Source organism: Cereibacter azotoformans (genome assembly GCF_021391315.1).
Lineage (GTDB): Bacteria > Pseudomonadota > Alphaproteobacteria > Rhodobacterales > Rhodobacteraceae > Cereibacter_A > Cereibacter_A azotoformans.
In genome coordinates this window covers 421,482-445,000 of record NZ_CP090022.1, presented here as the reverse complement: position 1 = coordinate 445,000, position 23,519 = coordinate 421,482, and the positions used below count along the sequence as shown (strand labels likewise).

General features: G+C 65.0%; 15 protein-coding genes, 1 tRNA gene, 2 rRNA genes and 2 pseudogenes. 6 read left to right on the top strand and 14 right to left on the bottom strand.

Annotated features, from left to right (window positions below; all coding sequences use genetic code 11):
• Positions 1-21: 21 nt before the first annotated feature.
• From LV780_RS17245 to LV780_RS17235, 3 genes are all read left to right on the top strand, one after another.
• Positions 22-2,942, top strand: a 23S ribosomal RNA gene (locus LV780_RS17245).
• A 99-nt stretch (positions 2,943-3,041) separates the two neighbouring features.
• Positions 3,042-3,156: ribosomal RNA gene (gene rrf, locus LV780_RS17240) — 5S ribosomal RNA — on the top strand.
• Positions 3,157-3,226: 70 nt separating this feature from the next.
• Positions 3,227-3,303: transfer RNA gene (locus LV780_RS17235), tRNA-Met, on the top strand.
• A gap of 133 nt (positions 3,304-3,436) precedes the next feature.
• Here LV780_RS17235 and LV780_RS17230 read toward each other — a convergent pair.
• Both LV780_RS17230 and LV780_RS17225 read right to left on the bottom strand, forming a co-directional pair.
• The gene (locus tag LV780_RS17230; protein WP_108222668.1) at positions 3,437-4,537 is read right to left on the bottom strand and encodes a Fic family protein; all 1,101 of its coding nucleotides are present in this window, start codon (positions 4,535-4,537) and stop codon (positions 3,437-3,439) included.
• Between the two features lie 147 nt (positions 4,538-4,684).
• Positions 4,685-5,053 carry a hypothetical protein gene (locus LV780_RS17225; RefSeq protein ID WP_108222669.1) on the bottom strand — a complete coding sequence of 123 codons (369 nt, stop codon included), beginning with the start codon at positions 5,051-5,053 and terminating at the stop codon, positions 4,685-4,687.
• A 372-nt stretch (positions 5,054-5,425) separates the two neighbouring features.
• On the opposite strand from LV780_RS17225, the pseudogene LV780_RS17220 reads away from it, so the two are divergent.
• Positions 5,426-5,572, top strand: a pseudogene (locus tag LV780_RS17220) (integrase core domain-containing protein); the annotation flags it as partial.
• 406 nt (positions 5,573-5,978) lie between these two features.
• Here the strand turns inward: LV780_RS17220 and LV780_RS17215 are convergent.
• The 12 genes and pseudogenes from LV780_RS17215 to LV780_RS17160 form a co-directional block, all read right to left on the bottom strand.
• On the bottom strand, positions 5,979-6,668 hold the full coding sequence (locus tag LV780_RS17215) for a response regulator transcription factor (protein ID WP_011910678.1): 690 nt from the start codon (positions 6,666-6,668) through the stop codon (positions 5,979-5,981).
• Positions 6,665-9,319, bottom strand: coding sequence for a sensor histidine kinase (locus LV780_RS17210; RefSeq protein ID WP_117345098.1), 2,655 nt, complete (start codon positions 9,317-9,319; stop codon positions 6,665-6,667). Before LV780_RS17210 ends, LV780_RS17215 begins: the two co-directional genes overlap by 4 nt.
• A 9-nt stretch (positions 9,320-9,328) precedes the next feature.
• Positions 9,329-9,901 (bottom strand): potassium-transporting ATPase subunit C, encoded by a 573-nt coding sequence (locus tag LV780_RS17205; protein WP_117345099.1) that lies wholly within the window; start codon positions 9,899-9,901, stop codon positions 9,329-9,331.
• A 24-nt stretch (positions 9,902-9,925) separates the two neighbouring features.
• Positions 9,926-11,587 carry a potassium-transporting ATPase subunit KdpA gene (kdpA, locus tag LV780_RS17200; protein ID WP_117345100.1) on the bottom strand — a complete coding sequence of 554 codons (1,662 nt, stop codon included), beginning with the start codon at positions 11,585-11,587 and terminating at the stop codon, positions 9,926-9,928.
• Positions 11,588-11,684: 97 nt separating this feature from the next.
• A complete protein-coding gene (gene kdpB / locus LV780_RS17195) occupies positions 11,685-13,697 on the bottom strand; it encodes a potassium-transporting ATPase subunit KdpB (RefSeq protein WP_108222673.1) in 2,013 nt (670 codons plus the stop codon).
• A 9-nt stretch (positions 13,698-13,706) separates the two neighbouring features.
• A complete protein-coding gene (kdpF, locus tag LV780_RS17190; protein WP_080517485.1) occupies positions 13,707-13,796 on the bottom strand; it encodes a K(+)-transporting ATPase subunit F in 90 nt (29 codons plus the stop codon).
• A gap of 183 nt (positions 13,797-13,979) precedes the next feature.
• Positions 13,980-15,761, bottom strand: a complete 1,782-nt coding sequence (locus LV780_RS17185; protein WP_101342088.1) for an ABC transporter ATP-binding protein — start codon at positions 15,759-15,761, stop codon at positions 13,980-13,982.
• Positions 15,762-15,768: 7 nt separating this feature from the next.
• The gene (locus LV780_RS17180) at positions 15,769-16,851 is read right to left on the bottom strand and encodes an ATP-binding protein (protein WP_108222674.1); all 1,083 of its coding nucleotides are present in this window, start codon (positions 16,849-16,851) and stop codon (positions 15,769-15,771) included.
• On the bottom strand, positions 16,841-17,539 hold the full coding sequence (locus LV780_RS17175; RefSeq protein ID WP_108222675.1) for a response regulator: 699 nt from the start codon (positions 17,537-17,539) through the stop codon (positions 16,841-16,843). The genes LV780_RS17180 and LV780_RS17175 overlap by 11 nt, the downstream gene beginning before the upstream one ends.
• Positions 17,536-20,661 carry a multidrug efflux RND transporter permease subunit gene (locus tag LV780_RS17170; RefSeq protein WP_108222676.1) on the bottom strand — a complete coding sequence of 1,042 codons (3,126 nt, stop codon included), beginning with the start codon at positions 20,659-20,661 and terminating at the stop codon, positions 17,536-17,538. The genes LV780_RS17175 and LV780_RS17170 overlap by 4 nt, the downstream gene beginning before the upstream one ends.
• Positions 20,662-20,677: 16 nt before the next feature.
• On the bottom strand, positions 20,678-21,829 hold the full coding sequence (locus tag LV780_RS17165) for an efflux RND transporter periplasmic adaptor subunit (RefSeq protein ID WP_108222677.1): 1,152 nt from the start codon (positions 21,827-21,829) through the stop codon (positions 20,678-20,680).
• Between the two features lie 368 nt (positions 21,830-22,197).
• Positions 22,198-22,500: pseudogene (locus LV780_RS17160) on the bottom strand (transposase); the annotation flags it as partial.
• Between the two features lie 249 nt (positions 22,501-22,749).
• Here LV780_RS17160 and LV780_RS17155 point away from each other — a divergent pair.
• Entirely contained in the window at positions 22,750-23,355 is a 606-nt protein-coding gene (locus LV780_RS17155) for a DDE-type integrase/transposase/recombinase (RefSeq protein ID WP_233864191.1), read from the top strand.
• A gap of 40 nt (positions 23,356-23,395) precedes the next feature.
• Positions 23,396-23,518, top strand: a complete 123-nt coding sequence (locus LV780_RS17150) for an integrase core domain-containing protein (RefSeq protein ID WP_205025765.1) — start codon at positions 23,396-23,398, stop codon at positions 23,516-23,518.
• The last annotated feature ends 1 nt before the right edge of the window (position 23,519 follow it).

The window sequence follows — 23,519 nt, the reverse complement described above, 5'->3', positions numbered from 1 at the left end:
AGCCTTGCTCTTTCCGGATCAGATCAAGCGCGAAAAGGGCGTTTGGTGGATGCCTAGGCAGCAAGAGGCGATGAAGGACGTGATACCCTGCGTTAAGCCATGGGGAGCCGGGAATAGGCTTTGATCCATGGATGTCCGAATGGGGAAACCCACCTGATTGTTCGTTGTTGTCCTACCGCTTCGCTACTTGAGGACTCGTCCGACAGTGGCAAGCGCGGGATCATCAATGGGCAAAGACAGGTATCATTACCCTGAATACATAGGGGTTTTGAAGCGAACCCGGGGAACTGAAACATCTAAGTACCCGGAGGAAAGGAAATCAACAGAGACTCCGTTAGTAGTGGCGAGCGAACGCGGACCAGCCGATCCTCGAAGAGTGACTGGAATGCGCTGGAAAGCGCAGCGATACAGGGTGACAGCCCCGTACAGGAAGCTCCACAGGACATATCAAGTAGGGCGGGACACGTGAAATCCTGTCTGAAGATCGGGGGACCACCCCCGAAGGCTAAGTACTCCTTGCTGACCGATAGCGAACCAGTACCGTGAGGGAAAGGTGAAAAGCACCCCGACGAGGGGAGTGAAACAGTACCTGAAACCGGACGCCTACAAGCAGTCGGAGGGTCCCATGTTCTTCGGAACCGGAGACCTGACGGCGTACCTTTTGTATAATGGGTCAACGACTTGGTCTCACGAGCAAGCTTAAGCCGGTAGGTGGAGGCGCAGCGAAAGCGAGTCTTAAAAGGGCGTCGAGTTCGTGGGATCAGACCCGAAACCAGGTGATCTAGCCATGAGCAGGATGAAGTCAGGGTAACACCTGATGGAGGTCCGAACCAACACCCGTTGAAAAGGGTCTGGATGACTTGTGGCTAGGGGTGAAAGGCCAATCAAACCTGGAGATAGCTGGTTCTCCGCGAAAGCTATTTAGGTAGCGCCTCGGACGAATACCTCGGGGGGTAGAGCACTGCATGGATGATGGGGGCCCACAGCCTTACTGAGTCTAAGCAAACTCCGAATACCCGAGAGTACTATCCGGGAGACACACGGCGGGTGCTAACGTCCGTCGTGAAGAGGGAAACAACCCTGACCTGCAGCTAAGGCCCCCAATTCGTGGCTAAGTGGGAAAGCATGTGGGACGGCCAAAACAACCAGGAGGTTGGCTTAGAAGCAGCCATCCTTTAAAGATAGCGTAACAGCTCACTGGTCTAGATAAGCTGTCCTGCGGCGAAGATGTAACGGGGCTCAAGCCACGAGCCGAAGCTCAGGATGCACAGCAATGTGCGTGGTAGCGGAGCGTTCCGTGATATAGCGCACTGTCTGTTCTAATGATCGCGACACCAATGCGCTCAAGCAGCGAAGCGGTAGCGCGCGCATATGCGCAGACAAAGCGCTTTCTGTGAAGCCGGGCCGTAAGGCATCCGGTGGAGAGATCGGAAGCGAGAATGTTGACATGAGTAGCGACAAACAGGGTGAGAGACCCTGTCGCCGAAAGTCCAAGGGTTCCTGCTTAAAGCTAATCTGAGCAGGGTGAGCCGGCCCCTAAGGCGAGGCCGAAAGGCGTAGTCGATGGGAACCAGGTTAATATTCCTGGGCCAGGAGGATGTGACGGATCGCAGGTGTAGTTCGGCCTTATCGGATTGGCCGGGCTGCTGAGCGGTCCCTGGAAATAGCCCTCCATCAGACCGTACCCTAAACCGACACAGGTGGACTGGTAGAGAATACCAAGGCGCTTGAGAGAACCACATCAAAGGAACTCGGCAAAATGCCTCCGTAAGTTCGCGAGAAGGAGGCCCCGTCTTTGGGCAACCAGAGGCGGGGGGCACAAACCAGGGGGTGGCGACTGTTTACTTAAAACACAGGGCTCTGCGAAGCCGCAAGGCGACGTATAGGGTCTGACGCCTGCCCGGTGCTGGAAGGTTAAAAGGAGAGGTGCAAGCCTTGAATTGAAGCCCCAGTAAACGGCGGCCGTAACTATAACGGTCCTAAGGTAGCGAAATTCCTTGTCGGGTAAGTTCCGACCTGCACGAATGGCGTAACGATCTCCCCGCTGTCTCTGATGTGGACTCAGCGAAATTGAACTGTGTGTCAAGATGCACACTTCCCGCGGTTAGACGGAAAGACCCCATGAACCTTTACTATAGCTTCGCACTGGCATCAGGAATGTGATGTGCAGGATAGGTGGTAGGCATCGAAACGGGGACGCCAGTTCCCGTGGAGCCAACCTTGAGATACCACCCTTCGCATTCTTGATGTCTAACCGCGGTCCATTACCTGGATCCGGGACCCTGCGTGGTGGGTAGTTTGACTGGGGCGGTCGCCTCCCAAACAGTAACGGAGGCGCGCGATGGTGGGCTCAGACCGGTCGGAAATCGGTCGTCGAGTGCAATGGCAGAAGCCCGCCTGACTGCAAGACTGACAAGTCGAGCAGAGACGAAAGTCGGCCATAGTGATCCGGTGGTCCCGAGTGGAAGGGCCATCGCTCAACGGATAAAAGGTACTCTGGGGATAACAGGCTGATGATGCCCAAGAGTCCATATCGACGGCATCGTTTGGCACCTCGATGTCGGCTCATCTCATCCTGGGGCTGGAGCAGGTCCCAAGGGTATGGCTGTTCGCCATTTAAAGAGGTACGTGAGCTGGGTTTAGAACGTCGTGAGACAGTTCGGTCCCTATCTGCCGTGGGTGTAGGAGACTTGAGAAGAGTTGCCCCTAGTACGAGAGGACCGGGGTGAACGAACCACTGGTGGACCAGTTGTCGTGCCAACGGCAGTGCTGGGTAGCTATGTTCGGACAGGATAACCGCTGAAGGCATCTAAGCGGGAAGCCCCCTTCAAAACAAGGTCTCCCTTGAGGGCCGTGGAAGACCACCACGTCGATAGGCCAGAGGTGTAAGCGCAGCAATGCGTTCAGCTGACTGGTACTAATTGCCCGATTGGCTTGATCTGAACCGGTAACAGCAAGGCTCAAAAGCCAAGCTCTACCCCAGATCAGAAGCAGCACGACCTGGAACAAGCATAAGCCTGATGTTGTCGTTTCTTCTCCGGTCTGGTGGCCATAGCACGAGCAAAACACCCGATCCCATCCCGAACTCGGCCGTTAAGTGCCGTCGCGCCAATGGTACTGCGTCTCAAGACGTGGGAGAGTAGGTCGCCGCCAGACCTGATAAGAAACGAAAATCTCCAGAACGATCAAAATCAACCGCGTCAAAATACAAACGACGCAAAACGGCCGCGGGGTGGAGCAGCCCGGTAGCTCGTCAGGCTCATAACCTGAAGGCCGCAGGTTCAAATCCTGCCCCCGCAACCAAAATAATAAAATATATCAGATGCTTAGAGCTCGATGTAAACCGTCGAGTTTTTGCTTTTGAGATTCTTGTCAACACCTGGTCAACGTTTTACGAGGCCCCCTTCGACGGGCAACTTGATCGTGGCCATGACCGTCACAGCACCAACTCATAGTGCGTGCTACGGCCGCCGCCTTCGCCCTTCCGCAGCAGGCCGAGCTCGAGCAGCGCCGCGATGTCGCGGTTCGCGGTGTCCTGTGAGCACTTGGCGATGATGGCCCACTTCGACGAGGTCATCTTGCCTTCGAATCCATCGAGTAAGCGGTTCAGTACCTTGATCTGGCGTTCGTTCAGCGCCAGCGCTGCAGCGCGTTCCCAGAACTGGCCTTTGGCGACGACCGCCGCCAGAACGACATCTGCGCCGTGGATGGCTCGGCCGAGGCAGTTGAGGAACCACAGGATCCACGCCGTGATGTCGGTGCTACCCTTCTGGGTCCGCTCTAGCTGATCGTAGTAGGCGCTCCGCTCGGTCCTGATCTGCGCAGACATGCTGTAGAATCGCTGCGAGCTCCCCTCCGACCGGGCAAGCGCCAGGTCAGCGATGGCGCGGGCGATGCGGCCATTGCCGTCCTCGAAAGGGTGGATCGTCACGAACCACAAATGCGCCAGTGCCGCCTTGATCACCGGATCGATGGCCAAGGGCGCGTTGAACCATGCGAGGAAGGCTTCTATCTCCGCCGCGATCCGCGGTGCGGGTGGGGCCGAGTAGTGAACCTTCTCCCGGCCATAGGGCCCCGACACAACCTGCATCGGGCCGGTGCTGTCGTCGCGCCAGTCTCCGACGATGATCTTCGTCATGCCGCTTCGCCCGGTAGGGAACAATGCTGCATGCCAGCCGAACAAGCGCTCGGCGGTAAGCGGGGCCTGATAGTTCCGCGTCGCGTCCAGCATCACCTCGACGATGCCTTCCACATTGCGATCGGTCGGAGGCAGGGCGCCAATGTCGATGCCAAGCCGTCGGGCGAGGGATGACCGCACCTGAGTGGCATCCAGCTGCTCGCCCTCGATCTCGCTTGTCTTGACGACGTCCTGCGTCAGGGTCTGCAGGACCGCCTCCTCGCGCAGCTTGAAGCCCAGCGCCTCCATCCGGCCGATCAGTCGCCCCTGGTCGTGACGCACTGCAGCCAGGGGCGCGGCGATGCTGCCATCCTGCCAGGTCAGCTTCGGCCAGTCTGGTTGCTCCCAGATGTACACCATATTCTCCGCGCTAGGTGCGGCGATGGTGGGATGAATACTCCGCAAGCGCAAGGAAAAACACCGCACGATATGCGGAGAATGATGGGCCTATTCTCCGCATCTCCGATTTACCCTGACCATAGGGTGCACTTAAGGCTGTGATGATCCCTAGGACTTTGGGTCATCCTGTACGAGGTTTTGTAACACGAGAAGCCGTTCCGGACAGCTTGGACATCTGTGCCGCGGCTTCTCCGACAGTCGCTCGGCCTTGGCCAGAATGGTGATCAACACCGCATCGGAATGCTGCGCGAGCCGGATCAGATGCTCCCCGCTCGGTCCGCGTTCGCCAGACAGCCAATACTTGGCCGTCCGTTCACTCGCTCCGGTCCAGCGCATCACCGTCTTGATGGCCTGATGCGTCGGCCCCAGTTCGCGATGCAGGGCGTCGGCAATGGCCTTGCGATAGGCGGTCTGATCAGCGTCCAGGTGCACAGTTGTGCCCATTTTCGGCACAGATGTGCCCATCTTGATCCGCATCGCGGCGTCCTCCTCCGGTAAACCTTTGGGGAAGACAACACAGCGGCATATTCCATTTTGCGCCCCAGCCAATACCCCGGGTCCGACCAGACGGAGACGCCTGCATGAACTGATCGGGAGACGGGAATGGCAGGCAAAGAGCTGCCCTCAAGAAGAGAACCGGCGAACTCCCCGCCAAAGCGCCGTGCGGCTGATCCCCGACTACGTCCGCGCCAACGCGCCCAGCTCGCCGCCTCCGCCACCCAAGCGCCGGGGGCGGCCGCCGAAAATCAAAAAATGGAGCTGCCAATCACTGACCCCGGCTGATTGCCGGACCCGCCGAAGTGGGGAATTTTACTTCGGCACTTCTGGGGAAATTTGTGTCGGCGTTGACACGAATGGCTGGACCTCTACATCTTCGAAACCATCGAGGAGGTGCAGCGGACCGCCACCGAATGGCTATGGACCTATAACAACGAACGCCCCAACATGGGCATCGGCGGGGTCACACCCGCCATGAAGCTGAAAATGGCCGCATAATTCTACGGTCGCGCCCCGTTAAAGTGGGGAGGATTACCCGCGTCCATGACAGAAGTTCCACCGGACAAGATACTTGACGATGGTGAGTTGCTGCTTGAACGTCATGCAACCACTATCGCGTCAGCTTTGGACGCGCGAAAGGCAGCAATTGATGCAAAGTTCAATGCAGGTAGAAGCATGCGCCCCAAGGAGCGAGAGGACGCAGTTTGTAGTTTAATCAAGTCCGTTATCGAACTTCAGGAAGAGGTTCTTTGCTCGACGCCAATCCTTAAGTTCTTCTTTGCGAGAGATTGTCCAGTACGCGCGAAGGCGGCAATCGAGCGTCTCAACCCCCGCGGGCGAAGCCTAAAATGCCCTTCAACAACGCCAAGGTGGGTGCATGCACTGTGCCACGAACCCGATCACGCTACGCCCCGCCTGGGTCCCGCAGCCGATACCCGACCCCCGGCTCATTCTGGATCAGCCTCGGAGCCGACGGGTCTTCTTCGAGCTTCTTGCGCAAGGACCGGACGGTAACGCGTAGATATTCGACATGGTCGGTGTGAGCCGGGCCCCAGACTTCTCGCAGAAGGTGCGTATGGGTCAGGACCTTGCCCGGATGACTGGCCAGAACGGCCAGAAGTGTGAACTCCTTCGGTGTGAGTTTGGCCTCGGCGCCATTCATCCATGCGCCATGAGCATCGAGGTCGATGGTGACGGGTCCGACCGTCAGCTTGCGCAGGTGCCCATGGCTCTGATCTGCCCTGCGCAGGCATGACCGTATCCGGGCCATGAGCTCCTCGCTGTCGAACGGCTTGGTGACGTAGTCATCGGCACCAAGGTCAAGGGCAGCGACTTTCTCGCTCGATGCCTCTCTGGCCGTCAGCACGATGATCGGCACAAGCTTCTCGCGGAACGCCCCGATCAGTTCCAGCCCGTCGCGGTCGGGTAGGCCGAGATCCAACAGTACGAGCTTCGGCACGGACCGGCGCAGGGCATCGAGCGCGGCAGCCCCGCAATCGGCCTCGATGGTCGCATATCCGCTGCGCTCGATGGCAACACGAAGAAGGCGGCGGATCGGCATTTCGTCGTCGACGATCAGGATGTGCCCGCTCACGCGATGTCCTCCATCGACACGTGGACCGTTGCATCATGCGGGATGCGGATCGTGAAGCGTGATCCGCCGCCCTGGCGCCGCGCGGCCTCGACCGTGAAGCCCATCGCTTCCGCGAAGCCCTTGACGATGGCAAGGCCGAGCCCCGATCCGCCGGTGCGATCCGACGTCTCGCCGCGGGCGAAGCGGTCGAAAATGCGCTGTTCGCTGCCTTGGGGAATGCCGGGGCCGCCATCGAGCACGTCGATCACCGGGCCGCGCCGCCCCATCCGCGCGATGATCTCGATCGGTTCCTCCTGCGGCGAATACTTGGCCGCATTGTCGACGAGGTTCAGGAGCGCGTGGTTCAACAGAACCGCGTCGGCCCGCACGAGAGGCAGGTTCGGGTCGATCGATGTCTGCACCTTTCGTCCCGCCAGCGTCTTGGCCAGGTCGCCGACCGCAGAAGCGATCACGTCGGTCAGATCGGTAGGCACAAGATCGGGCGTGACGGCGCCTTCCTCGATCCGCGTCAGGTCCAGCAGATCGGACAGAAACCGGTTCAGCCTGCGCGCCTCGCTGCGGACCGTCTCGACCAGCTCGGCCTCGTCACCTGTCGCCGAGAGCGCCTCGGCCGCCGCGGTCACGGCCGTGAGCGGTGTGCGCAGGTCGTGGCTGAGCGAGGCGAGCAGCGCCGCGCGCAAGCTATCGCGCTGGCGCACCACCTCCATGTCGCGCATGTCGGTTTCCAGCTTCAGGCGCTCGTGCGCCAGTGCGGCCTGGTCGATCAGACTTTCGGCCAGAGCCGCGCGCTCGGTTGGAATGGGGTCGCGACCGGGAGGACCGCGAAACCCGAGGACAGCGAGCGTTCCGAGGGACGTCTTGAGGGGACGGAACTGCCATTCGCTGGCCGTGAGGGTGTTCGTTCCCAAACCGGCGTCCTCACCGTGCTCCATCACCCACTCGGCCGCCGCTTGATCTATGGGGCTCAGTTTCGGTTTCGTCTGCCCGAACGCGCTGATCTCGACGCTGTCCCCGGAGCGATGGAGCACGATGGTCTGCACCGCCAGCAACGACCGAAGCTCATCTCTTATGAGCTGTGCCGTCTCTTCGGTGGTGCTCGCGGCGCCGAGGCGCGTGGCGAAACGGGCGAGACCGGCGTTCTCGCGGGCGCTGCGCATGGCAAGGGCGGCGGCAGCCCGTGCGCGCGCCGCCAGCTGTCCGGTAATGATCGCAACCACCACGAGCAGCACCGCCGTGATGATGTTCACCGGGCCGTAAATGATGAACGTGTAGAACGGGGGAAGGAAGAAGAAGTTGTAGGCGATGCCTGCTGCGATGGCAGCGACCAATCCGGCACGGAAGCCGTAGAAGCTGGCGCTGAAGATGACAGGCAGCAGGTAGAGAAGATCGATCGGGCCGCGGCTGATCCAGCCCTGTGCAAGAAATGCGGCAAGCGTCAATGCCCCAACCGCCCCGATTGCCACCACGTCCCCGGTCCAACTGCCGCGGGGCCACAGCCGCCGCCAGTCTCGCCCGCGTGGTGTGTCCTGAAAGGGGATGACATGGATGGCGATGCCGGTCGTCCCGTCGAGGATGTCCTGAACGATGCCATCGCGCCGCCCGAACCAGCCGCCCTTGCCCCGCGATCTGCCAAGGACCAGCTGCGTGGCGCGCAGCTCCTTGCACTGGGCCAGCATGGCCTCCTGAACCGAGGTGGCCGGTACGGATTGCAAGGTGGCGCCAAGAGAAGCCGCGAGTGACAGGTTGCGGGCAAGCTGGGTCTTCTCCGCGTCGCTGAACCGCTCGGCCCTCGGCGTCTCGACGTAGAGCGCGATGAGCGGCGCCTTCAGGGCATCGGCGAGCCTTTTGGCGGCCCGCACGACCTGCCCGCCACCGGCCGCTTCCGAGATCGCGACAAGGATGCGCTGCCCACCGGCGTAGCCGTTCTCCTTGCCGGTGACGCTCTTGTGTTGCTGAATGCGCGCATCGACGTATTGCGCGGCATGGCGCAGGGCGAGTTCGCGCAGCGCCAACAGGTTGCCCTTGGAAAAGAAGTGTTCAAGCGCGTGGCGGGCCTGATCGGGCACATAGATCTTCCCGGCATCCAGACGCTTGATCAGGTCTTCGGGCGGCAGGTCGATCAGTTCGATCTCCGCGTTCTCGAACACCTTGTCGGGCACGGTCTCCCGCACCCGGACATGCGTGAAGCTGCCGACGACGTCGTTCAGGCTCTCGACGTGCTGGATGTTGACCGTGGTCATCACGTCGATGCCCGCAGCCAAAAGCTCCTCGATATCCTGCCAGCGCTTGGGGTGGCGGCTGCCGGGCGCGTTGGTGTGGGCCAGTTCGTCGACCAGGACAATCTGCGGATGGCGCTCCAGAACGGCGTCGAGGTCCATCTCGGTCAGGGTCTGGCCCTTGTAATCAATGGACTTGCGAGGGATCACCGGCAGGGGCGAGACCAGCGCCTCGGTTTCTCTTCGGCCGTGGGTCTCGACGATGCCGATGACCAGATCCGCGTCAGCCTGAAGCTTTTCCGCACCTTCGAGAAGCATCTCGTAGGTTTTCCCGACACCGGGGGCGGCGCCGAGAAAGATCTTGAGGGTGCCACGCCCCTCGCGCTGCGCTTCGCGCAGCAGGGCATCGGGCGAGGGGCGGGCGTCATCTGTCATGGCGCTGGTTTACTCTGTGCTGGCGGGACTTACCAATTCCGCATCGAGTTCGAGGTTCAGTTCCAGGACGTTGACGATGGGCGCTGGGGTGAAGACCCCCCCGGGCCGATGCGCCATCCGGTCGATGATCGCCCGGACGGCTGCAGGCTCGACCCTGCGCGCCTCCGCCACGCGATCCACCTGAAACAGCGCACCCTCGAGCGAGATATGGGGGTCAAGCCCCGCGCCCGAGGCGGTCACCAGATCGGCAGGGATCGGGGCGCCGTCCCGACCATGGGCCGCGATCAGCGCCAGCGCGCGTTCCGCCAGTTCGGGATTGGCGGGCGACAGGTTCGATCCGCCCGCACCCGCGGCATCGTAGTCCACCGCCGATGGGCGCGGCCAGACGTATTCCGGCGAGGTGAAGCCCTGTGCGATCAGGCGGCTGCCGATCACGCTGCCATCGGCTTGCGTGATCAAGGACCCGTTGGCGGTGGCCGGTGTCACCGCCTGCGCGAAGCCGAGGATGACCGTGGTATAGCCTGCGACGCAAATAGCAATGGTGGCGGCCGTGACACGAAGCCCCGAGATGATGTCATTCATGGGTCTGTCTCCTTTCAGCGCCGGTCAGGGCAGCGAGAAGTGTTCGGCAAGCGGGCCAAGGGCCGCCGCCGGAAGGAAGGTGAGTGCGCCGAAGATGACGACTGTCAGGCCAAGCATCGTGCCGAATGTCGCATCCTCGACCCCGAGGGTGCCGGCACTCTCCGCCGCTCGGCGCTTGGCCATCAGGCTGCCCACGATGGCGAGCGGCAGGATGATCGGCAGGTAACGGCCCAGCAGCATCACGATGCCGGTGGCGATGTTCCAGGCCCAGGTTCCGTCGCCCAGGCCTTCGAAGCCCGAGCCGTTGTTGGCCGCAGCCGACGTGAACTCGTAGAGGATCTCGGAAAAGCCGTGCGCGCCCGGGTCCTGAACAGTGGCCTGGCCCAGCGATGTCGCGGCGAACAGTGCCGTGGGCCCAAGGATCAGGACCGCGTGAGAGAACAGCGCCAGAATGGCCAGCCGCACCTCCTTGGCCTCGACTCTGTGGCCGAGGTATTCCGGCGTGCGCCCGACCATCATGCCCGCGACGAAAACCGCGACGATGATGTAGAGGAACATGTTGATCATCCCCACGCCGACGCCGCCGAAGGTCGCGTTCAGCCACATGCCCGCCATGGGCATCAGGCCGGTCAGCGGGTTGAGGCTGTCGTGCATCGCACCCACCGACCCGTTCGAGGTGGAGGTGGTCAGCACCGCCCAGAGCGGCCCGCCGGTGGCGCCGAAGCGAAGCTCCTTGCCTTCGAGGTTGCCGGTGTCCGTGGCCACGGGCAGTTCGGCGAAGGCCGGGGTCGGCGCGGATTCAAAGGTCACCGAACCCGTGATCTTGACCAGGATGAACAGCGCCATCACGGCAAAGATGACGGTGGCGTGTTTCATCCGGCCAAGGATGCCGCCGAACATCCAGACGCAGGCCATCGGGATCAGCAGGATCGCGATCATCGCCAGCCCGTTGGTCCAGAAGCTGGGGTTCTCCAGCGGATGCGTGGCATTGGGGCCGAAGAAGCCGCCGCCATTGGTGCCCAACTGCTTGATGGTCAGGAACGCCGCGACCGGGCCCCGCGCGATGGTCTGCGTGGCACCTTCCAGCGTCGTGGCCACCGCAGAGCCTTGCAGCGTCATCGGCATGCCCATCAGCACCATCAGCATCGCGACGATCAGTGCCAGCGGCAGCAGCACAAGAAAGCTCGCCCGCTGCACGTCGATCATGAAGTTGCCCACGCTCTCGCGCCCCGCGATCCCTCGCGCCAGTGCGGCCAGCGCCGCGATGCCCGTGGCGGCCGAGACGAACTGCAACCACATCAGCCCTGCAAGCTGGCTGAGGTAGCTCATCGAAGCTTCGCCCGAATAGTGCTGCAGGTTCGTGTTGGTGGTGAAGGACGCTGCCGTGTTGAAAACCAGCGTCGGGTCGTGTGGTCCCATGCCGTCCGGGTTCAGCGGCAGGTATTGCTGCAGCGCGAGGATCGCGAAGGTCACTGTGAACATGATGGCATTGAAGATCAGCATCGTGACCAGGTAGCGCTTCCAGCCCTGCTCCTCGGTGGTGCCACAGGTCCGCCCGAAGAGGCTGGTCCAGCGTGTCATCCGGTCCGAGCCCGGGTCCATGGCCAGTTTCATCCAGGCCCCCAGCGGCAGCGACAGGAGCGCCGTTCCGCCGATGATCAGGGCAACGATAAAGACGTGTTCCATCTGCTCAGTCCTCGAAAAGCCGGATCACGACGCCGATCAGCGCGGCGAAGATCGCAATCCCGAGTGCATAGGTAAGAATGATCATGTGCGTCTCCCTTCACGCGAGGCCGAGGCCGGATACGACCACGTCGATCAGCTTGATGCCGACGAAGGGGACAATCAGGCCGCCGATGCCGTAGATGCCGAGGTTGCGGACAAGCTGGCGCGCAGCACTTTGCGGGCGGTAGGTCACCCCGCGCAGAGCCAGTGGGACCAGCAGCGGGATGATGACGGCGTTGAAGATGATCGCCGACAGGATCGCGCTTTGCGGGCTCGACAGCCCCATGACGTTCAGCGCGTCGAGGCCCGGATAGAGCGCCACGAAGATCGCCGGCAGGATGGCGAAATACTTGGCCACGTCGTTCGAGATCGAGAAGGTGGTCAGCGCGCCCCGTGTCATCAGCAGCTGCTTGCCGATCCCCACGATCTCGATGAGCTTGGTGGGGTTGTTGTCGAGGTCGACCATGTTGCCGGCCTCGCGTGCGGCCTGGGTGCCGGTGTTCATGGCGACGCCGACATCGGATTGCGCCAGAGCGGGCGCGTCGTTCGTCCCGTCGCCGCACATGGCGACCAGCTTGCCGCCGGATTGCTCCTTGCGGATCAAGGCAAGCTTGTCCTCCGGAGTCGCCTCGGCGAGGAAGTCGTCGACACCGGATTCCGCCGCGATGGCCGCAGCCGTCAGCGGGTTGTCCCCGGTGATCATCACCGTCCGGATGCCCATCCGGCGCAACTCGGCAAAGCGGTCCTTGATGCCCGCCTTGACGATGTCCTTCAGCGCGATGGCCCCGAGAAGCCGGGTGCCGTCCGCCACGGCCAGCGGTGTGCCCCCGGCGCGCGCGATCTTTTCGGTGAGGGTGCGGATTTGTCTGACGGCACCGGGGTCGAAATCATGCAGCTTCAGGATCGCGTCGACCGCGCCCTTGCGGATTTTCCGGTCCCCGATGTCGATTCCGCTGACGCGCGTCTGCGCGGTGAAGAACACCATTTCCGCACCCGCAGGTGCAGTTTCGCCAGCCCCCGCCAGCTCGACGATGGAGCGGCCTTCAGGGGTCTCATCCCCCAGCGAGGACAGGCGCGCCGCCTCGACCAGTTCACCTTCGCGCACGCCCGACAGCGGCAGGAAATCGGTCGCCTGCCGGTCGCCGAGCGTAATCGTTCCGGTCTTGTCCAGAAGCAGGGTGTCAATGTCGCCAGCCGCCTCGACCGCGCGGCCCGACTTGGCCAGGACGTTGAAGCGGATCAGCCGGTCCATGCCTGCGATGCCGATCGCAGACAGCAGCGCCGAAATGGTCGTCGGGATCAGCGCCACGAACAGCGCCACGAGGATCGGCACCGAAATCGACCCGCCCGCGTATGCGGCGAAAGCGGGCAGCGTGCCGACCGCGATCAGGAAGATCAGCGTCAGGCCGGTCAGCAGCACCGTCAGCGCCACCTCGTTCGGCGTCTTCGCGCGGCTCGCGCCCTCGACAAGGCTGATCATCCGGTCGAGGAACCCCTCGCCAGGCTCCGCGGTCACCCTGACCTTGATCCAGTCGGAAATGACCCGCGTGCCTGCCGTGACGGCGGAACGGTCACCGCCCGACTCGCGGATGACAGGTGCGGATTCCCCGGTGATCGCCGCTTCGTTGACGGATGCCACGCCCTCCACGACCTCGCCATCAGCCGGGATCTGATCGCCTGTCTCGACCAGCACGATGTCGCCTGCGCGCAGCTCGCTGGCCGGAACGATCTTGACGGTATCGCCCTTGACCCGCTTGCCCTTCAGTTCGGCCTTGGTGGACCGGAGCGAGGCCGCCTGCGCCTTGCCGCGGCCCTCGGCCAGTGCTTCGGCGAAATTGCCGAACAGCACCGTCAGCCAGAGCCAGAAGACGATCTGCGCCTCGAATACAATGTCGCCGCCCGAGATGATCGAACGCACCAGCAGAACCGTCGCAAGCAGTGCGACACTCGCCGTGGTGAACATCACCGGGTTGCGGATCAGCTGGCGCGGGTCGAGCTTGGTGACGCTGTCCCGGATCGCTTGCCAGACGAGTTCGGCGGAAAAGATCGATGTGTTGTGGCGTTGTGCCATGCCACGCCCTCAGAACCGTTCCGGCCGCAGGAGCACGGCCAGCAGGTAGACAAGGAGCGCTGCGGCAACGATGCCGCCGAGCACGAGATCGAAGCCCATGTATCAAACCTCCAGATACCGTTTCGTTTTGGGTATCTGCGCTTGATGGGCGTAAAGCCGCCATGTGAAGTTCAGGGGGCGGGAATAAGAGGGGCGTAAAAATGATTTGAAAGCATGGACTTGGGACCTTCGATCGCGGCACTTCCCGAACGACCTTGTGTTGGGTATCGCGCCCGAGGTGGTTCACCCCGCGCGCTGAAGGCTCGCGTAGAGCCCGGCCCGGTCGACCAGTTCGTCGTGCGTGCCTTGCTCGACCAGGTGTCCGGCCTGCATCACGATGATCCGGTCGGCACCCCGGATCGTCGAGAGACGATGCGCGATCGTGATCGTGGTCCGTCCCTTCGACAACTCGTCCAGCGCCAGCGACATGGCGCGTTCGGTGCGGGTGTCGAGGGCGCTCGTCGCCTCGTCGAGCAGCAGGATCGGCGGATCGCGCAGGATGGTCCGGGCCAGCGCCAGCCGCTGCTTCTCGCCGCCCGAGAAACGATGGCCGCCCTCGCCCACCAGAGTGTCGTAGCCATCGGGGAGCGCCACCACATGATCGTGAATCTGGGCTACCCGTGCGGCGGCGATCAGGTCGGCTTCGGACGCCTCGGGCCTGGCAAAGCGCAGGTTCTCGGCCACCGAGGCATGGAGAAGATACGGCTCCTGCGACACCACCCCCAGCATCTGCGCCAGCGTGTCGAAGCTCAGGTCGCGCAGGTCCACGCCGTCGAAGCGGATCGCTCCGCCGTCGACGTCATAGAGCCGCGCAAGAAGATAGCCGAGCGTCGTCTTGCCCGAGCCCGTGGGCCCCACGATGGCTATGTGGCTGCCCGCAGGGATGGTCAGGCTGACGTCATGGACGGCGGGGCGGCCGCTTGGGGCATAGGCGAAGCGCACGCGATCGAGCTGGACCTCGCCCCGCATCCCGGCGCGCGGCAGGATGACCGGATCCGCGCGCTCGGTGATTTCGACCGGCCTGTCGAGATATTCGAAGATGCGGGCGAAAAGCGCACGGGCCTTGCGCATGTCGCGGCCGATCTCAAGCAGTTGCTCGAATGGCCACAGAAGTTGTTCCTGCAGGGCGATCATCGCGACCAGCGTGCCGATGCTGGCCGGATCGTCGGTGCGCATGAGCAACCCGCCCGCAAGCAGCGTCAGCGCGGGCAGAACCGCCAGCGCGAAGCCGATCAGCATCCACTGCCACTCGCCGGCCGTGTGCGAGCGCACCTCGAGCCGCGCCAGATCGCCCGAGATGCGGGTGAACCGCTGCGTCAGGTGCGGACCGCGCCCCATGGTGCGGGCCAGGATGACACCCGGGACCGACAGGGTTTCCTGCACCACCGCCGACAGGTCGGCGGCCCGGGCCTGCCGCTGCCAGGTCAGCGTCTCGCGCAGGTGGGCGACGCGATGGCTGATCAGCACCGTCCCGGGAACGATCAGCAACACGAACAGTGCCAGCCGCCAGTCAAGGATCACGATGGCGACGGCGGTCATCGCCACGGCGCTCAGCGCGCGGCCGAGGTCGCTGGCGGTCTCGGTCATCAGCGATTGCAACCCCGAGATGTCGCCTGCGATGCGCGACTGCACCTCGCCGGTCCGGGTGCCGGCGAAAAAGCCCAGCGACAGGCTTTGCAGATGGGCGTAGAGCCTGACCCGCAGGTCGTGCAGGATCGCCTGCCCAATGCGCGAGGTCAGCACCACCTGCAGCGCCCCCACCGCGGCGGCGGCCAGTGCCACCGCAACCATCCCCGCCACCAGCCTGAGCAGCAGCGTCAGGTTGTGCTGCGGCAGCGCCTCGTCGATGATCGCGCGCAGCAGGAAGGGACCGGCCAGCCCGATGGCCGAGGCCAGGATCATCAGTGCGGCCACCCCGGCTATCCGGATTCGATAGGGGGCGAACAGCGCCAGCACCCGGCGCAGCGATACATGACGTGCCGCGAGGTCGTCGTAGCCTTCGGGGTCGTCGTGAACAGTGGTCATGCGGGTCTCAGCCGGAAACGGGGGATCGGTGGCGCGGCAGGCGGATCTCGACCGCAAGGCCGGGCGTGTCGGAGGTCAGGATCCGCGCCTCGCCGCCATGGGCGCGGGCGATGGCGCGCACGATGGGCAGGCCCAGCCCCGAGCCGCCAAGGCTGCGCCCGCGCGACTCGTCGGCGCGCCAGAACCGGTCGAAGGCGCGGGCCCGGCCGTCCTCGGAAAGGCCGGGACCGCCGTCGGTGCAGCGAAAGACCACATCTGTGCCGTCGATGCCGGTCTGTACCTGAACCGGCGTGCGCGGCGCGTAGCGGCAGGCGTTTTCCAGCACCGCGACGAAGGCCTGCCTCAGCCGCGCCCGGTCGGCAAGGGTGGCGGCGGGGTCGAGGTTGCGCGTCACCGCGATGCCCGCCGCGGCCAGTTCGGCTTCCAGCGCGGTCAGCGCGGCCGCGGCCTCGTCAGCCAGATCGACCGGTGTGAAGGCCAGATCCAGCTGGCCCGCGTTGCTCAGCGCGAGCGTGCGCAGTTCCTCGACGATGCCGGACAGGTCGTCGACATGTGCGATCAGCCGCCGGTAGAACTGTGGGCCGGGCTCGAACACGCCGTCGAGCAGCCCCTGCAACCGCCCGCGCAGGATGGTCAGCGGCGTGCGCAATTCATGCGCGATGGCCGAATTGGAATAGGCAAGCTCGGCCTCGGCCTGTTGCAGGCGCTCGGCCATGCGGTTGAAGTCGGTGACCAGATCCCGCGCCTCGCCGAAGCTGCCGGGGGGCAGATCGGCCCGCGCCGAGAAGTCGCCGGTGGCGATCCGGCGTGCCGCGGCGGCGACCGTCTTGAGCGGCGCGATGATCCGGCGCGCCAGCCGCCAGCCGATGAGCGAGGCCGTGAGCAGCCCGACGCCCAGCACGAGCCCGACCATCACCGTATCGCCCAGCCGCCAGCTTTCGTCAGTGGCGGCATCGGGATAGAGCCATTCATAGATGACGAAGAAATAGGCCATCATCCCGACGTAGACGACCGCAAAGGCCGTGAGCGTCAGGCCGACCATCGCGAGGGTGATGCGGGAGTTGAGGTTGCCGCCGCGCTTACCGGACATCGCACGCCTCCAGACGGTAGCCCACGCCGCGCACGCCGGTCAAAAGCCCCTCGACCCCTGCCGCGGCCAGCTTGCGGCGCAGGTTGCTGACGTGACTGTCCACGGTGCGGTCGAGCGCCTCGCCTTCGGGCAGGCAGGCGTCGACGAGATCCGCGCGCGCGAACGCGCGCCCCGGCGCCGCGGCCATATGCGCCAGGATGCGGAACTCGGTCGGCGTCAGATCCAGCGTGACCGGACCCCGGCCCGTCTCGATCACCGCGCGGTGGGCCTGCGGATCGACCGTAAGCGGCCCGAGGCGGAGCAGGGTCTCGGGCCCCCGCCCGAGAGTGCGGCGCAGCACGGCCCGCGCGCGGGCCACCACCTCCAGCGGATTGAAGGGCTTGACCACATAATCGTCCGCGCCGATGCGCAGCGCCTGCAGCTTGTCCAGATCCTCGGCCAGCGCGGTCACCATGATCACCGGCGTCTCGCCCCGGCGCCGGATCGCCGCCAGCACCTCGTAGCCATCGACGCCCGGAAGCTTGATATCGAGCACCACCAGATCGGGCCGCAGCCGCTGGTGATGGGCAAGGCCCGTGGGCCCGTCGCCCGCGCAGATCACGCGGAACCCTTCGCGGGCGAAGTAGGTCTCGAGGATCTCGGCGATCTCGGGTTCGTCTTCGACGATCAGGATCAGGGCGTTGGTCATGGCTTCAGGGTCCGGACGGGATTGGCAGTCAGGCCGGGGATTGCGGAAGCGCCCCGGCCGAACCGGCTGACCGTCACATAGAGCACGGGGATGAAGAAGATCGCCAGCACGGTGGCCGAGACCATGCCGCCGAAGACGCCGGTGCCGATGGCGTTCTGGATCTCGGACCCGGCGCCGCGCGCCAGCATCAGCGGCACCACGCCGAGGATGAAGGCGAGCGAGGTCATCAGGATCGGCCGCAACCGCAGGCGCGCGGCGCGCAGGATCGCGCGGTGCGGCCCTACGCCCTGGCTGCGCAGGTGGCGGGCGAACTCGATCATCAGGATCGCATTCTTGGCCGAGAGCCCGATGATGGTGACGAGGCCCACCTTGAAGAACACGTCGTTCTCGCCGCCGCGCGCCAGCACCGCCAGCACTGCGCCCAGCACGCCCAGCGGCACCACCAGCAGGACCGCGAGCGGGATCGACCAGCTTTCGTAAAGTGCGGCCAGCACGAGGAACACCACCAGCATCGAGGCCGCGAGCAGCATCGGCGCCTGACCTGCCGACTGCTTCTCCTGCAGGGACTGTCCCGTCCATTCCAGCGCGAAGCCCTGCGGCAACGCCTGCGCCAGCCGCTCCATCTCGGCCATCGCGGCGCCGCTCGACGCGCCCGGCGCGGCCGAACCCGAGATGCGGGCGGCGGGATAGCCGTTGTAACGCTCCAGCTGCAGGGGCGCGGTGGTCCAGACCGGCGTCACCACCTCGGACAGCGGCACCATGCCGCCCTCGGAGTTGCGCACTTCAAGGCGCAGCACATCCTCGACGTGCATTCGGTTGGGTGCGTCGGCCTGCACGATGACCTGTTGCAGCCGCCCCCCATTTGGAAAGTCGTTCACATAGCCCGAGCCGACGGCGGTCGAGATCGTGTCGTTGATGGCGGCGAAGGACAGGCCAAGCGCCTGCGCCTTCGGCCGGTCGAGCTGCAATTCGATGCTGGGGCCGTCGGGCAGCCCCTCCGACATCACGTCGCTGAGCAACGGGCTTTCCGCGGCCAGCGCGATCAGCCGGTCCTCGGCCGCCTTCAATGCGGCGGGGCCGGCGTTCGCGCGGTCTTCCAGCCGCAGCGAGAAGCCCGAGGTCGTGCCGAGGGACTCGATCGCGGGCGACTTCAGGATCATGACGGTGCCTTCGGGGACATCGGCCATCGCCGCCTCGGCCGCGGCGATCTCGTCGTTGACGGTCGAGCTGCGCTCGCTCCAGTCCTTGAGGCTGGTGAAGGCCTGCGCGGCGTTGGGGCCCGAGCCCGAGAAGCCGAAGCCGAGGATCACCGTGTTCTCGACGATGTCGGGCCGGGTGGCGGTATAGGCCTCGTAGGCGGCGACAATCGCGCGCGTGCGCTCGGCCGTGGCCCCGGCAGGGAGTTCGATGGCGGCCATGAAGTTGCCCTGATCCTCGTCGGGCACGAAGGCGGTCGGCAGGCGCTGGTAGCCCACCACCAGCACCGTCAGAAGGGCGGCATAGAATACCAGCATCCGCCCGCCGCGGCGCAGCCCCCAGCCGACCCAGCCGGTGTAACGCGCGCTCAGCGCCTCGAACCGACGGTTGAACCCGCCGAAGAAGCCCCGCGTGGCGTGACCCGTTCCGGGCCTCAGGAGTGTGGCGCAGAGCGCGGGCGTCAGCGTCAGCGCGAGGAAGGCCGACAGCAGGATCGAGACCGCCATTGACAGGGTGAACTGCCGGTAGATCGCGCCCACCGATCCGCCCGCCAGCCCCATCGGGATGAAGACGGCCGCGAGCACCAGCGTGATGCCCACGATGGCGCCCGAGATCTCCTGCATGGCCTGCCGGGTGGCGGCGCGGGCCGACAGGCCCTGCCGGGTCATGATCCGCTCCACATTCTCGACCACGACGATGGCATCGTCGACGATGATGCCGATGGCGAGCACCATGCCGAACATGGTCAGCACGTTGATCGAATAGCCCGCGACGGCCATGATGGCGAAGGTGCCGAGAAGCGCGATCGGCGCCACCAGGGTCGGGATCAGCGTGCAGCGCAGGTTCTGCAGGAACAGCAGCATCACGAGGAAGACCAGCACCATGGCCTCGATCAGGGTGCTGATCACCTTGGAGATCGACACCTTCACGAAGGGCGCCGTGTTGTAGGAGATCGTGAGCTCCATGTCGCCGGGCAGCGCGGGGCGCAGCTCGGCCAGCCGCGCCTCGATGGCGGCGGCGGTGCGCACGGCATTGGCGCCGGGCGACATCTGGATCGCGGCGGCGGCGGCGGGCTTGCCGTTGCTGCTGACGCTGAAGGCCAGCGTCTGCGCGCCCGACTCCACCCGCGCCACGTCGCCCAGCACGAGCCGCGACCCGTCGGCCTCTGCGCGCAGCGGAATGGAGGCGAAGGCCTCGGGCGTCGTCAGCTGGCCGCGCAGGATCAGCGGCGTCGACAGGCGCGTGCCGGGCACCGTCGGCTCGTCGCCGACACGGCCCGGCGTCGTGGGCGCGTTGTCGCGCGTGATCGCCTCGGTCACGTCGGCCATGGTGAGCCCGTAGGCCGCGAGCTTCGCCGGATCGACCCAGACCCGCATCGCGCGATCGGACCCGAAGGGCTGCACCCGCCCCACGCCGGGAATGCGCTTGAGCTCTTCGGCGAGGTTGCGCGACAGATATTCGCCAAGGCTCAATTCGTCGGTCGCGCCCTCGCGCGATTTCAGCGTGATCACCATCAGGAAACCGGACTCGGCCGCCTCGACGCCGATACCCGCGCGGCGCACCGGCTCGGGCAGCAGGGCCTCGGCATTCTTCAGCCGGTTCTGGACATCGACCTGCGCCATCTCGGGATCGGTGCCGGGCTTGAAGGTCACAAAGACATTCGCGCCACCGGTCGCATCCACGGTCGATTCGACATAGAGCACGTTCCGGACGCTCGAGACTTCCTTCTCGATCGGGCGGACGACGCTGTCGGCAACGGTCTGGGCATCCGCGCCGGCATAGGTGGCGAAGATGCTGATGCTGGGGGGCGCGATGTCGGGGAAGCGCGCCACCGGAAGCTGCGGAATGGCGACAAGCCCGGCCAGCGCGATGAAGATCGCAATGACCACGGCAAAGATCGGGCGGTCGATGAAGAAACGCGGCATGGGATCGGCTCGGGCTTCAGTTTTTCACAGAGGCGGGGGCTGCATCGGCGGCCATGGTCGCCTCGGGAACCGGCACGCCATGGGCCACGCGGTCCTGCCCGCGGATGGCGATCGTCTCGCCGGGCCGCAGCCCGGAGGCGACCACCACGCGCCCGCCGATGGCGTCGCCCAGCATCACGGGGCGCCGCACCGCCCGGCCATCGCCGGATACGACCACGACCTGCGCCTGGCCGGCCTCGTCGCGCAGCACCGCGTCCTCGGGGACAAGCAGCGCCTCGGGCAGCACGCCGCGCGGCAGCCGGGCGCGGACATACATGCCGGGCAGCAAGACAAGGCCGGGGTTCTCGACCTCGACCCGGACCGAAACGGTGCCGGTGCCCGGATCGACGTTCACGTCCATGGCTTTCAGCTGTCCCTGCCGTCCATGGGTCCGGTCTCCGTCCATCAGGATCTCGACCTCGCCCAGCCCCGCCGCGGCGGCGGTCCGGATGGCGTCGAGCGAGGCCGCGGGCAGACGGAGATCGACATGCACCCGGTCAAGATCCTGCACCACCGCCAGCGCCCGCTCGGCGCCCGGCGCCGCCAGCCCCCCGACATCGGCCAGTCCGCTCGCGACATGGCCCGCGATGGGGGTGCGAAGGGTGGCAAACTCCAGATCCAGCCGCCGGCGATCGACGATGGCCTGCGCTTCGGCGCGGTTCGCCTGCGCCTGCGCCAGATCGTTGCGGGCGGCGTCGTTCTTCTCGCCGCTGGTTGCGCTCTTCGCCATGAGCGCGTCCGACCGTTCCAGACCGCGCCGTGCATGGGCCTCCGCGGCCTTGGCGCGGGCAAGCCCCGCCCCGGCGGTCGCTAGATCGGCCTTCAGCGGCGCGGGGTCGATGCGGAACAGCACGTCTCCGGCCGCGACCCGCATCCCCTCGGTCACCGGCCGCTCCAGGATGATCCCGCCCACCTGCGGCCGGATCTCCACCCTTCGCCACGCCGCGACGCGCCCCGCGAACGTGTCGGACAGCACGATCCGTTCAGGCGCCAGCGTGACGAGCGTCAGCTGGACCGGCCGGTCGCCAGCCAACTCCGCCCCGGCCGTGGCCTCGACGGCGGAAGCGAGGGTTGGCGCCGCAGCAAGGCAGCAGATCAGAAGCAGCCTTGGAACAAGCAGGCATGTCATGTCGGAATATCCACGGATCGGTTCTGCTGCGCCCGATGACATGCCGGCGTCGACGAACCGCGGAGGTTCCGTGGAGGTTTCGTGGAGGTGCGGGAACTGGCGGCACAAATGATCCGTTTCGGGCTCGTTCGCTTCATCGGCGCGAGCGGCCGGTATTTCAGAATGCCGTGGATGCGATGCCGCAGAGCCAGCAGTCCGCTTCCGCCCTCTGCGACGGTGCCAAGCTTCGCGCTGCGCCCCGGATGACCGACGGTGAAGGGCGGACTGCGGTCTTTCGCCGCGCCGCGATCTGATCGCGGCGCAGCGCAGGAAGCGGCCTCTCCGCCTTCTGCCCTGCCGTGCACTACTACATGGCGCGCCGGGCCCTGGGCGACGGTGACGACCTTCGGGCGCTTGCGCTCCTTGAGCTGCAAGAGCCACGCCTTGCCCGGATCGCCCTGGCGCGTGAACCGCAGCACGGCGCTGGCACCGGAGACGAGGAGACGCCGGATGTATCCGTGGCCCTGCTTGCTGATCCCGGTCTGGCGGTCCTTGCCGCCGCTGCAATGCGCTCTCGGTGTCAGCCCGAGTGAGCGGGATCAGGCAAGCTTCCGGTGGACGCTTGCCCCCGCGAACAACTGGCGGGCGGAGCGGAAGAGGCTCGCGTCCGGCACGTTCGCCGCGATTGTATTGACCCAGGGAAAATCTGCTCATGCTACAAGGAGTAAGGTGGCAATGAGTGTGACGATGGACGACCCGATCAAGCGGTGGACGGCGAAGCGCAGTTGAAGGGGGCCGTGGCGCCAGTGGCGCCGCGTAAGCCCCGGAAATGCGCTCGTGGTGGAGATCATCCAGGGGAAGACGACGGTGGCCGAGGCCAGCCGGTCCTATGATCTCTCGCCGTCCGAGATCGAGGGATGGGTCGAGGATGCCAAGCGGGGATGGAACATGCGCTCCGCGCCAACCCGCTCGACATCCCGCGAGCAATACGAGAAGCAGCTGATTGCAAGCCGACCAAGGCCGCGCCTAAGGTGGATCCGCACTTTGCCGAGCCGATCAAGGCCTTGATCGAGAAGGAGCCTTCCTTCGGCTGCCGCACCGTGGCCTGGCTTCTGGGCTTCAACAAGAACACGGTGCAGCGGGTCTTCCAGATCAAGGGCTGGCAGGTCCGCAAGCGCTTGGTCGGAATGCGACCCAGGATCGAGGCGGTGCCCTCGGTGGCGACAGCTCCCAACGAGCGCCGGTCGACCGACATGTGCCGGGTCTGGGCCGGGCGCGACGGCTGGGCCACGCTCGCCCTGGTGATCGACTGCCACACCCGCGAGCTTCTCGGCTGGCACCTGTCGCGCTCGGGCAAGGCCTCCACGGCCGCGAGCGCGCTGGAGCACGCGCTCATCAACCGGTTCGGGACGCTTGGCCGGGTGACCCGCGAGTTCCTGCTGAGGTCCGACAACGGCGTTCGCCATGGGCCACGGACCAGTGGCGGCACCATGGCTCACTCTTCACCAGCCGCAAGTACAAGGCCCTGGTGCGCAGCTACGGCCTGAAGCAGGAGTTCATCACCCCGCACTGCCCCAGCAGAACGGCATGGTCGAGCGCGTGATCCGGTCCCTGAAGGAGCAGTGCGTCCACCGCCAGCGCTTCGAGAGCCTCCAGCACGCGGCCCGCGCCATCGGCGACTGGATCGCTTTCTACAACGCTGTTGCATAAC

What these genes read in the sequence shown, in the direction of transcription:
- LV780_RS17230 (WP_108222668.1), bottom strand. Translation starts at nt 4,537, where the DNA reads ATGGTGTACATCTGGGAGCAACCAGACTGGCCGAAGCTGACCTGGCAG.
- LV780_RS17225 (WP_108222669.1), bottom strand. Translation starts at nt 5,053, where the DNA reads ATGCGGATCAAGATGGGCACATCTGTGCCGAAAATGGGCACAACTGTG.
- LV780_RS17210 (WP_117345098.1), bottom strand. Translation starts at nt 9,319, where the DNA reads ATGACAGATGACGCCCGCCCCTCGCCCGATGCCCTGCTGCGCGAAGCG.
- LV780_RS17205 (WP_117345099.1), bottom strand. Translation starts at nt 9,901, where the DNA reads ATGAATGACATCATCTCGGGGCTTCGTGTCACGGCCGCCACCATTGCT.
- kdpA (WP_117345100.1), bottom strand. Translation starts at nt 11,587, where the DNA reads ATGGAACACGTCTTTATCGTTGCCCTGATCATCGGCGGAACGGCGCTC.
- kdpB (WP_108222673.1), bottom strand. Translation starts at nt 13,697, where the DNA reads ATGGCACAACGCCACAACACATCGATCTTTTCCGCCGAACTCGTCTGG.
- kdpF (WP_080517485.1), bottom strand. Translation starts at nt 13,796, where the DNA reads ATGGGCTTCGATCTCGTGCTCGGCGGCATCGTTGCCGCAGCGCTCCTT.
- LV780_RS17185 (WP_101342088.1), bottom strand. Translation starts at nt 15,761, where the DNA reads ATGACCACTGTTCACGACGACCCCGAAGGCTACGACGACCTCGCGGCA.
- LV780_RS17180 (WP_108222674.1), bottom strand. Translation starts at nt 16,851, where the DNA reads ATGTCCGGTAAGCGCGGCGGCAACCTCAACTCCCGCATCACCCTCGCG.
- LV780_RS17175 (WP_108222675.1), bottom strand. Translation starts at nt 17,539, where the DNA reads ATGACCAACGCCCTGATCCTGATCGTCGAAGACGAACCCGAGATCGCC.
- LV780_RS17170 (WP_108222676.1), bottom strand. Translation starts at nt 20,661, where the DNA reads ATGCCGCGTTTCTTCATCGACCGCCCGATCTTTGCCGTGGTCATTGCG.
- LV780_RS17165 (WP_108222677.1), bottom strand. Translation starts at nt 21,829, where the DNA reads ATGACATGCCTGCTTGTTCCAAGGCTGCTTCTGATCTGCTGCCTTGCT.
- LV780_RS17155 (WP_233864191.1), top strand. Translation starts at nt 22,750, where the DNA reads ATGGAACATGCGCTCCGCGCCAACCCGCTCGACATCCCGCGAGCAATA.
- LV780_RS17150 (WP_205025765.1), top strand. Translation starts at nt 23,396, where the DNA reads ATGGTCGAGCGCGTGATCCGGTCCCTGAAGGAGCAGTGCGTCCACCGC.